Annotated in this window: 5 protein-coding genes and 1 pseudogene; 2 read left to right on the plus strand and 4 right to left on the minus strand. The window is 40.9% G+C overall.

The genetic code is table 11. The features are described 5' to 3' along the window. Positions 1–14 precede the first annotated feature (14 nt). Positions 15–1,343 carry a GH1 family beta-glucosidase gene (locus H5162_RS10975; protein ID WP_182734311.1) on the minus strand — a complete coding sequence of 443 codons (1,329 nt, stop codon included), beginning with the start codon at positions 1,341–1,343 and terminating at the stop codon, positions 15–17. 321 nt (positions 1,344–1,664) lie between these two features. On the opposite strand from H5162_RS10975, the gene H5162_RS10980 reads away from it, so the two are divergent. Continuing rightward, on the plus strand, positions 1,665–4,241 hold the full coding sequence (locus H5162_RS10980) for an exo 1,3/1,4-beta-D-glucan glucohydrolase (protein ID WP_182759373.1): 2,577 nt from the start codon (positions 1,665–1,667) through the stop codon (positions 4,239–4,241). A 71-nt stretch (positions 4,242–4,312) separates the two neighbouring features. Here H5162_RS10980 and H5162_RS10985 read toward each other — a convergent pair whose 3' ends face one another. The 3 genes from H5162_RS10985 to H5162_RS10995 all read right to left on the minus strand — a co-directional run bounded on the left by H5162_RS10985 (position 4,313) and on the right by H5162_RS10995 (position 10,425). Next, the gene (locus H5162_RS10985) at positions 4,313–5,803 is read right to left on the minus strand and encodes a tryptophan halogenase family protein (protein ID WP_182734309.1); all 1,491 of its coding nucleotides are present in this window, start codon (positions 5,801–5,803) and stop codon (positions 4,313–4,315) included. A 7-nt stretch (positions 5,804–5,810) separates the two neighbouring features. Continuing rightward, positions 5,811–7,346: a tryptophan halogenase family protein gene (locus H5162_RS10990; protein ID WP_182734308.1), complete on the minus strand. Its 1,536-nt coding sequence runs from the start codon at positions 7,344–7,346 to the stop codon at positions 5,811–5,813. 106 nt (positions 7,347–7,452) lie between these two features. Then, positions 7,453–10,425, minus strand: coding sequence for a TonB-dependent receptor (locus tag H5162_RS10995; RefSeq protein ID WP_149980989.1), 2,973 nt, complete (start codon positions 10,423–10,425; stop codon positions 7,453–7,455). 482 nt (positions 10,426–10,907) lie between these two features. On the opposite strand from H5162_RS10995, the pseudogene H5162_RS21260 reads away from it, so the two are divergent. Next, a pseudogene (locus H5162_RS21260) lies at positions 10,908–11,100 on the plus strand (GNAT family N-acetyltransferase); the annotation flags it as partial.

Raw genomic sequence — 11,100 nt, forward strand, 5'->3', positions numbered from 1 at the left:
AGCACTAGCTAAGTTTACCGGCTAGTAATTAAACTACTATACGCAAGGCCACTGGCTTTTACAGTACGTTGTTGAGTTTGATAATCAACATAAACGATACCAAATCGCTTTGAATAGCCTTCAGCCCATTCAAAGTTATCCATTAAGCTCCATGCAAAGTAGCCATGGATCACCACACCTTGTTCAGTTGCGTTATGCAATGCGTTTAAGTGTTGCTGATAGTAAGCTATGCGATCTGAATCGTTAACTTTACCATCTATCATCTTGTCGGCCATTGCTGCGCCATTTTCAGTAATATAAATCGGTGGTAGGGTATATTTCTCATTTAACGATACTAATAATTCAGTAAGTGCTTGCGGGTAAATTTCCCAACCAATATCAGTTAATAGGCCTTGATGTGGGCGCTCGTCATAAAAATCATCAGCGCTTGCTTGGTAATGTAAACGCGTATAAAAATTAACGCCAAGGTAATCTAATGGCTGCGCAATAATTTCCATATCACCGGGGTGAATATCTGGACGCTGCTCTGCTGGAAGTTGCTCAATAATATCTGGGTATTTGCCAGTCATTACAGGGCGCATATACCAATGGTTAATATAATCATCAGCAAAGGCTGTGGCTTTAAGATCTGCGTCACTTTGTGTTACCGGGTAACAGGGAGTAAAGTTGAGTACGATACCATTAAGTGTCTGTGGGCTATTTTTAGCCAGCATTTGCATCGCTAAACCATGACCTAGTAATAAGTGATGGGCAGCTTTTCGGCCAAATTCCCGACCGACAATACCTGGGGCATGCACACCAATTTCATACCCTAAATAAGAGCTGCAAAAAGGTTCATTTAAGGTTGAATATGAATAAACACGATCACCAAACGCTTTGCTAATAAGATCTGTGTAGTGAGCAAATTCATAGGCGGTATTACGATTTAACCAGCCGCCTTGATCTTCTAAATACTGCGGTAGATCCCAGTGATATAAAGTGACAAATACCTTTATGTTGCGGCGTTTAAGTTCATCTAGAAGATCAGTATAAAATTTCACACCTAATGGGTTTAAACTACCATCTTGATGCATTACGCGTGGCCAAGAAATTGATAAACGATAGGCATCAACGCCCAGAGAATCTATTAACTCAATATCTTGAGGCCAACGAGTGTAGTGTTCACAGGCGATTAGACCATTTGAGTTATCGGCAATTTTATCGTCTTGAGCACAAAAGGTGTCCCAAATACATGGCAGACGATCTGCTGCACCACCTTCAATTTGAAATGAAGCAGTTGCTACGCCAAAAGTGAAGTCTTTGCTCAGTAGCGGCGAGTGTTTAGGTAAAGATAATTGTTTCATTAATAGAAAACCTCTGCTTTCTTTTTATAGTCCGTGATGCTGTTATTTTTAGCTTTTAAAGCTAACATATCTGAAAGCGCTTCCATATTTAATTTGATTAATGCCAATAGATGGTATTTAATGACTTTAAGGAAGCGCTTCCATATTTAGGTTAGTGACTATTTCTTAACAGGTCAACAGTTAAATTTTAATTTCAATGATGACAAAAAATAGTTCTACCGTTGCTTAGATGAATAAACCGCTTGGTCTCGCTTTTGTAATACAGCAGGTACTTAGAGTCTTTTAAGCAGCAATGAGTTGATAATAGATAGGTATATAAAAATGAAAACACACTTACACACAGCTAAGTTACCTACACTAAGTTTGTTAGCTGGATTAGTTACTCTGGCTGGTTGTTCAGCAAGCGAAAATAAAGATACGTCTCAAAATAATAGAGCTGTTGAACAAACGCAGCAGCAACAATTGCTAGCTATTTGGCCAAAGCTGAATAATGTGGTTCGAGCTGATCCGCAAATTGAGTCTAAGATTGCTCAGTACTTGCAGACGATGACATTAGAGCAAAAAGTGGCGCAGATGATTCAACCTGAGATCCGCGATATAACGACTGATGATATGCGTAAATATGGTTTTGGCTCGTATTTAAATGGCGGAGGCTCATTTCCGAACGCGAATAAACATGCCACACCACAAGATTGGATTGCACTTGCTGAACAGATGTATCAAGCATCGGTTGACGATTCTCTTGATGGCATCGATATTCCTACCATGTGGGGCACCGATGCTGTACATGGTCATAATAACGTGATTGGTGCAACGTTATTTCCACATAACATTGGCTTAGGCGCAGCAAATAATCCCGCTTTAATAGAAAAAATAGCCGCTGCGACGGCAATCGAAGTGATGGTTACTGGTATTGATTGGGTATTTGCGCCGACTGTTGCTGTTGTACGTGATGACCGCTGGGGTCGAACTTATGAAGGGTATTCTGAAGATCCAGAGATTGTCCGCCGGTACTCAGTTGCCATTGTTAACGGCTTGCAAGGCCATGCAGATGGTGATTTTTTAAGTCATAAGCGGGTGATTAGCACAGTTAAACACTTTTTAGGTGATGGCGGTACCGTCGATGGTGACGATCAAGGTAACAATATCGATTCAGAGCAAGCCTTGTTTGATACTCATGCTCAAGGCTACATTGGTGGTTTGTCGGCTGGTAGTCAATCTGTTATGGCGTCGTTTAATAGCTGGCATGGTAAGAAAAATCATGGCAATAAATACCTGCTTACCGATGTACTGAAAACGAAAATGGGCTTTGATGGCTTTGTTGTTGGTGATTGGAATGGCCACGGACAAGTTGTAGGTTGTAGTAACGAAAGCTGCCCACAGGCTGTAAACGCGGGGCTTGATATTTTTATGGTTCCTACGGGGGCGTGGAAACCACTTTATGAAAATACGATAGCGCAAGTGAAAGCCGGTGAAATTGCCATGAGCCGAATTGACGATGCTGTTGCGCGTATTTTAAGAGTCAAACTAAGAGCGGGTTTATTTGATAAACCGAGCCCTGCAAAACGTCAGTTCTCAGGTAAAACGCAGTTAATTGGCGCGCAAGCGCACCGCGATATTGCGCGACAAGCTGTGCGTGGATCACTGGTGTTATTAAAAAACAACAACAATACTTTGCCGATAGCGGCTAATTCACGAGTATTAATTGCCGGAGATGGCGCAGATAATATTGCTAAGCAAGCGGGGGGCTGGAGTATTACTTGGCAAGGCACCAATAACGAAAATACCGATTTCCCTGGTGCTACGTCAATCTTTGCGGGTTTAAAAGCGCAGATCACGGCCGCAGGTGGAGAGGCCATTTTAAGTCCTGATGGACACTTTACACAAAAACCTGATGTGGCGATTGTGGTGTTTGGAGAAGAACCTTATGCAGAAGGCCACGGTGACAGGGATAATCTTGAGTTTGAGCGTAATAATAAAAAGTCGTTAGCGTTATTAAAACAGCTTAAATCAAAAGGCGTGCCGGTCGTATCGGTATTCATTTCAGGTCGACCAATGTGGGTTAACGCTGAGTTAAATGCCTCTGATGCGTTTGTCGCCGCATGGCTACCGGGTACAGAAGGACAAGGTGTGGCCGATGTATTATTAACTGACGCAGGAGGTGATATTCAGCATGACTTTACTGGTAAATTGTCGTTTTCATGGCCAAAATCACCACTGCAAACCGCAGTAAATAAAGATGATGTAGACTATTCGCCACTATTTCCTTATGGCTTTGGTTTAACCTATACAGATAAAAATACCCTGGCAGATAATTTAAATGAAGACTCAGGTGTTGATATAGCTAGTTTGCTTAATATGGCTATTTTTAATGGCGTGCTGACTGATCCATGGCGATTGTTTTTAAAGTCAGCACAGCAGCAAGTTCAAGTAGCTAGCAATAGCGTTGAATTAGCAGGTATTAGTTATCGTACTGAAGATAAAAATATTCAAGAAGATGCAATGGCATTTGTATTTACAGGTATAGGCCTTACTACAGCCGAAATCAATAGTAACTTCACTGAAGATAAAGTGGCTTATATCGAAGCAAACTCAGCGCTGAGTTTTGATTACAAGATAAATAGCGAATTTGCTGCTCCATTATTTGTTGCTATGAGTTGCGAGCATGGTTGTGGTGGACGTGTTGATATCAGCGCAGAACTCAAAAAGGCTACATTAAATAGATGGCAAACACTCAGCATAGACTTAACCTGCTTTACTGAGCAAGGCGTTGATTTTTCAAGAGTGATTAGCCCATTTTCATTACAGAGCACGGGTAACGGTTCGGTTTCTGTGGCGAATATCAACTTTGTGCCAGAGGGAGCAAAACAGGCAACAATTATCTGCCCAGATAGTTAACTTAGTCTTTGATTTTGTTTTGTTGTGCAAAGCCCTTTACGTGATTAAAGGGCTTTTTATGCTCACTCAGATTACTCCGCAGAACAATATTGTTGTAAGAACGCTTTATGTGTTGGCAATTGTGCCACGCGTTGAGTAATTTGCTGTTTGATACTGATCAGAAAGTGGCTTAACTCATCATCACTCATCAGGCTTGCAATTAAATGGTATTGTTTGGGTTTGATACCTTGACCCAACATTACTTGCACCCATGAGTCGACTCTAAAAATATCGCCGTCATCTAAAAATACCCGCCCAGTTTCTTTGAATAAACTAATTTTATGAACAAGGGTATCAGGCACTTCCATATTTTTACAATGACGCCAAAATTCGCTATCAGTGCGATCAGTGACTTTATAATGCAAGACAATAAAATCACGAATATTTTCAATCTCACTTTTTAGCTGTTTGTTGTATTCGTGGATTGCTTGTTCGGTAATACCATCAAATGGAAATAGCCGGATAAAGCGAATAATGCCCGACATAATTAAATGAATACTGGTAGATTCAAGTGGTTCAACAAAGCCACTGGCAAGCCCCAGAGCAAGGCAGTTTTTATTCCAGCCTTTGCGGCGGCGGCCAGTTTTAAATTTAATTACTCTGGGTTCAGTGAGAGTTTCACCTTGAATATTACTGAGTAAAAGCTGCTTTGCATCAGTATCGTTTAAATAACGGCTACAATACACTAGACCATTACCTACGCGCTGTTGCAGAGGAATTTGCCACTGCCAGCCTGCATCATGTGCTATTGAGCGGGTATAAGGCACTATATCATCGCTAATGGCTCTAGTTTGTACTGCAATTGCGCTATCGCACGGCAGTAAGTGTGACCAATCTTCATAGCCGGTATGCAAAGCCTGTTCAATAAGTAGTCCATTAAAGCCGGTACAATCAATAAAAAAATCACCATTTACGATACTTTCATCTGCAAGAGTTAGGCTGTTTATGAAGCCCGAAGTGGCGCATTTATTAACGTGGATTATTTTTCCCTCTAGACGTTTAACCCCTAGTTGTTCTGAAAATTCACGTAGGAATAATGCATAACGACTCGCATCCATATGAAATGCATAATTAATTGGATTTTGCTGATTAAAAGCACACTTACCTTGTTTAGCTGCTTGCAGTTCATAACAGTAATCACCAAACTCGGATTCAAGTCCTAATGTTAAGCTGTGTAGCCAAAAATGATGAAATTCACCTGCCCAGCATTCTTTGCCCGTCATGCCAAATGAGTGAATATAATCGGTGTTTTTTTCGCCCCAGTTTTCAAAACTGATCCCTAATTTAAAGCTTGCTTGGGTAGCTTTCATAAATGCTTGCTCATTTATGCCAAGTAATTTATGAAAAGTGCGGATCGGTGGAATAGTAGCTTCACCAACACCAACCGTAGCAATGTCGTCGGATTCGATAAGGGTGACATTGATATTTTTACCAACGAGTTTACTGAATGCAGCCGCAGCCATCCAACCAGCTGTACCACCGCCAGCGATCACCACATTTTTTATAGGTTTGTTGTGTGTCATTGTCAGGTTAAGCCTTATTGTTTAAAAGTTGATTTAATAATGCGCGATTTGTTGGTAACCCTTGTAAGTATTTGGCAATTTTTTCACGGTTTTGCTGATAAAAATACTGCCCAGCTTTAGCGTTATTAAAGGCATTTTTTGCTGTTGTATTTTGCGTGTGAAAGCCCATTCCATACAATACATATTGATAGCTGGCAGAGGGGAATACCTCTTCGTTTTCAATTAAATCAAACCTGCTTGGTGGTTGATATTGCCAAATTGCCAGCAATTCATTCAAACGAGTAGGAATGCTCGATGGTTTTTTTATATCACGCCAGTATTGACTATCATCACGTTCACTTAATATGTAGTGTAACTTTAAAAAGTCGATTACTCGCTGCCAGCGATAACTAAAGCGCTCATTAAACCGTTTAGCCAGCAAGTCCATATGAGTACGGTTTTGCGGCATTTGTTCACTTAACATGCTGATTGAAAGCTCCACCATCGCCAGTGCTGATGCTTCAAGTGGCTCTATAAAACCTTGCGACATACCAACAGCAACACAGTTTTTTACCCAAAACTGTGTGCGGTAACCAGGAATAAAACTCAGCTTGCGAGTTTGTATTTGCTCGGCGACTTGTTCACCAACAGATAGCGCAGCATAGCTTTTTAAGGTGTTCACAGCGGTTTGTTCATCGCAGTATTTATCGCTATAGGTATAACCAATACCACGACGACTCGGTAGACCAATATCCCAGATCCAACCATGTGGCTGCGCCGTTGATAAAGTGGCTGAGGCGATCTCTTGTTGATTATCGTTATAAGGGAGATGTGCAGCGATAGCGCTATTATTAAAAAGAATATGCTCTTGTGTGATAAGCGTTGCGCCATAGTGCTCACCAATCAAACGCGCCCGAGCACCGGTACAATCAATGAATAAGTCGCCGTCTATGTCACCGTGCTTTATGGTGGTGAGTGAATGAATATAATCGTCATGACTATTTTTTACTTCGATGACGTCATCAATAATATGATGCACATTGAGTTTTTTTACGCAGTGGTGTTTTAAAAATGTGGCAAACTTACCGGCATCAAGATGATAGCCGTAATTAGTGACCGCCGCGTATTCTGGTGTGTGTAACTGCTTAGGTGCAAGTGCTGCTTGGCAAACAAAACTTTGCATATTAACGGCGTCGGCATATTTTTGAGTGCTTGCATGATGTTGCCAGTAAGCGTGTAAATCGGTTTCTAAATAGCCTTCGGGAGTCATAAACGGATGATAGTAGTTTTCGCCTATATTTATGTTACGCCAGTTTATGAATTTTGAACCTTGCTTAAATGAAGCATCGCAGTGACGTATAAAATCTATTTCTTCGATACCAATTCGCTTGAGCGTATTGCGCATAGACGGCCAAGTGCCTTCGCCTACACCTGAAATAGCAATGTTTGCAGACTCTATTAAGGTAATCTTTTTTTTAGGGTGTTCAGCGGCTAATAGCCCTGCACTTAGCCAACCTGCTGCGCCACCACCTAATACCACAATGTGTTGTATTTTATTATTCATTGTGTGCTCTGTTGTTTTAATAAAATTGCTATTAACCTGCAACGCAAAAAGCCGCTAACAACTAGCGGCTTAATACTCATGGCGTTAATGAGTCAATAACCCTTGCTTAGAAGTTATAACGCATACCAATATTATAGCGTGCACCATTTTGTTCTAAATTCCATAACTGTGCTTCATACCGGCCATGTTGGCGCATATTTTGTTCAGTAATGTTAAGCCCTTCGACAAAGAACGACATTTGTTCACTGTAGTTGTAAGCAATATTAAAATCAATTTGGTAATACTCTTCTGTAAAGCCCGGCTCGTTAACGTAACGGGCAGCACTGTTTAAGAATTTATCACGCCAGTTATAGGCGATACGCGCCTGAAACTTATCGTTTTCGTACATGGCTATAAAGTTAGCTGTGTCGCTTAAGCCAACAAGGGCAAATTGTGTGACGGTTGGATCAGCGGCTACATTATAATCAATATCACCATTTACTATGGTGTAGTTAGCTTGTAAGCCAAAACCCGTGTCGCCAAAGAAGTGTTGTACGGCAAATTCATAACCATCAATTTTGGCATCTTTACTGTTGGTTGGTACTTGTGCCGTAAAGTCCATCAGTGGGTCATCACTGTTTGGTAGAACGTCGTAAGCGGCTTCAAATTCTTCATAGCTCATCGAGTCAAATGCTACACCATTTTCCATTGCAGCGACCATTTGGAATAAATTTGAATCAGTAAACGCAAGACCTTGTGCCTCAAGCTCTGCTTTGGCTGCTTGTGCTCTTGGACCCGCAGATGCATCGCGTAAGCCGTAGTAGTTTTGAGTCATTGGTGATAGACCAATAAAATTATCTACTTTTTTATTAAAGTAACCAATCGACACATAACTTAGATCAGTGAAGTACCACTCAGCAGATACATCAAAATTATTCGATTCAAGTGGGACAAGGCTAGGGTTACCAGTTGCTGCTGGTGCATTAGTGGTGCCTGGAATGATCGAAGGGCCGGTAGGTACACCTACCGTTGCCGCAGAACTTAAATTGTCGTAAGTAGGGCGGGCAATAGTGGTACTGTAAGAGGCGCGAAGAGTCACATCCTCAATAACGTTAATGTTAAAATCTAAGCTAGGTAAAAAATGGTTATAGCTTGAGCTCAAGGAATAGTCATCTTTATTGGTGCCGTAACGCACATTAAAGTCGTTGTTACCTTCCCATGCAACTGCATCAGGTAAATCAATATTAGCAGTTGAGGTAATATCGGTTGTTTCATAGCGCGCACCAATCACAAGGTTAAATACCATACCATTGATTTCGTTACTGTAATTATATTGTACAAATGCCGCTTGAATATCTTCTTCAATAGTGCGATTTGTTGCAAACGCGCCATCAGCCGCAAAATTGAACCCGTATTGATCTGCCGCCCAGTAACCAATCTGTGAAGCACTACCGGTAAAGCCTTGATCAAACGAACCACTGGTATCGTAATCATCAAATTCGGCTAAAAAATTAGTTGGATCTAAATAGCCATCGGGTAGTTCACCAGGGTTTTCAATGCCCCAGTTACCCATTGTATTACGTGTTAGCGATTGTAAAGAGTGACTTTCCATTGAGCGTGACTCAATACCAAAGTCGATACTGCCGTTGTCTATGAGATAACTACCGTGTAGTCGAAATTCATCAACGGTTGATTCTTGACTTGCAAAGTTTGCATCTAAAATTGAGCTACCTACATCAGCTTGATCAAGCGCACCTGAGCAGTTTAGATTTGTGCGACTACAGTCATCGAAATCTATTACCATAGAGGGTAAGTCACGGCTAAAGTCAACTTGTTGTGCGGCCACGACATTGGCACCTAAGCCTGCATTTATCCAACTACCATAAGGCGCATCGGGTTTGCTGGTGGCTTTTGAGCTGTGGGCATCAAACGTAAAGTTCAGTTGATCACTAAAGTAGTATTGAAGGTTTAAACCGATTGAATTATTTTCGTTTACTTGATTTTGCTCTTGTAATGCTAAGCCTAAGTCGCGAGTGGATAAGTCGCGGCGTTCTTCACGGTAATAAATAGGTGTTTTAACAGCATTGTCATCAAATGTTAAATGGGTTTTATAGTTGTCCATCCAAATTGATTGCTCTGCACGTGCTTCAAATAACTCTTGCTGTGAGTAAGTATAATCAAGTGTTGCGGTAAACGAGTCAATTGGGCTGTATTGCAATGTTAATTGAGCATTAGTACGAGTTCGCTCACGATCTGCAATGGTGTAGCGCAAGTCTGATGGCATTGAATAATACTGGCCCATCGCAGGAGCATTTTCTAATACAATGTCATCTGCTGCTTGAGGGATGGTGCCATCATATTCTGTGGTGCGCCATTCGCCAACAAATGCCCCGGTTGCTGAACTATCACGCTGTTGCATACTTGCTGTGAGTGAAGCACCAAATTTAGCATCTTCATCTGTCCAGCTAAAGATCCCTGAAATTTCTGGAGTAACGTCATCGCCGACACGGTTAGTTGTATCGTGCTGTGCTTTAACACCAATATTGGCAACTAGGCCAGGGTTATCAAGTGGACGAGCGGTATTGATATTAATGGTTGCACCAATGCCACCAGATGCGATGCTTGCTTTACCTGTTTTATATACTTCCACTGATTTCACACTTTCTGAGGCAAGATTAGCAAAATCATAAGCTCGAGAGTTTGGAGCACCACCACCAGCAGGAAGAGAGGCCGCAGGCATTGTACGTCCGTTTAATGTCACCATATTATAATCTGGACCAAAACCACGCACTGTCACTTTAGAACCTTCACCATTGCTGCGGTCAATTGAAACACCGGTAATGCGTTGCAGCGATTCAGCTAAATTAGTGTCTGGAAATTTACCAATGTCTTCAGCAGAAATGGCATCAACAACCCCAGATGAGTAACGCTTAAGCTGAGTTGATTCTTTGATACTGCCTTTAAAACCGGTGACTTGAATCACTTCTAATTCACTTTGTTGTTCAACCTCGGCGGCAAACGTAGACATAGTGGTTGCGGCACCTAAAATCAAAGATAAGCTGGTGGCTAACTTTGTTTTCATTAAAATATGCTTGGACATTAGACTTCCCTCGTACTGTTATCATTATTATTTACTCACCACAAAAATGCGGCGGTATCACTGTGTGTGGAAGCGCTTCCATAGTGGCTTGTGTTAATTCCTGTGGAAGCGCTTCCAGAAAGGCTAGTGTAATTTTTATGTTGCGTCAACTACTGTGTTTAATTTATTGCAGCTAAAATGTATTAAATTTGTTTAATTGGATGTGGTGTTTATTGTTTTATATATAATTATCAGTCAATTATTTTTTATTTTATCTTTGTAACTTTATTAGGTAAATGGGTGTTCGCATGGTTTTTATGGCCATAAATATGAAAACAGCTGAACTTAAACGGGAGGCTAAGTGAATGATGGAGTAGCAATTAGCATAAGCAAAAAGTACCTTATTGTTATTATCTAATTGCGTTTGGTATATTTATAACGTATTGTTTATTATCAATTAAAATGGAATACATCGTACTTCCCGCGATTAAGTAAGAGTGGTTATGTTGTTAACTCACGTCAGAAATACCCACATAAAAGAAATCATGTCATGGTTTTCAAATGAAGAAGAAGTTCATGCATGGGCTGGGCCTAATTTTAGATACCCCTACGATTTTAATTCTTTCAAAAAGGGTTTAAAACTTGATGAAATAAACTCATTTGTATTGCTTGCTGATGATAATACGATAATACGAT

It is taken from the genome of Pseudoalteromonas sp. SR41-8 (assembly GCF_014163915.1).
Lineage (GTDB): Bacteria > Pseudomonadota > Gammaproteobacteria > Enterobacterales > Alteromonadaceae > Pseudoalteromonas > Pseudoalteromonas rhizosphaerae.

What these genes read in the sequence shown, in the direction of transcription:
- H5162_RS10975 (WP_182734311.1), bottom strand. Translation starts at nt 1,343, where the DNA reads ATGAAACAATTATCTTTACCTAAACACTCGCCGCTACTGAGCAAAGAC.
- H5162_RS10980 (WP_182759373.1), top strand. Translation starts at nt 1,665, where the DNA reads ATGAAAACACACTTACACACAGCTAAGTTACCTACACTAAGTTTGTTA.
- H5162_RS10985 (WP_182734309.1), bottom strand. Translation starts at nt 5,803, where the DNA reads ATGACACACAACAAACCTATAAAAAATGTGGTGATCGCTGGCGGTGGT.
- H5162_RS10990 (WP_182734308.1), bottom strand. Translation starts at nt 7,346, where the DNA reads ATGAATAATAAAATACAACACATTGTGGTATTAGGTGGTGGCGCAGCA.
- H5162_RS10995 (WP_149980989.1), bottom strand. Translation starts at nt 10,425, where the DNA reads ATGTCCAAGCATATTTTAATGAAAACAAAGTTAGCCACCAGCTTATCT.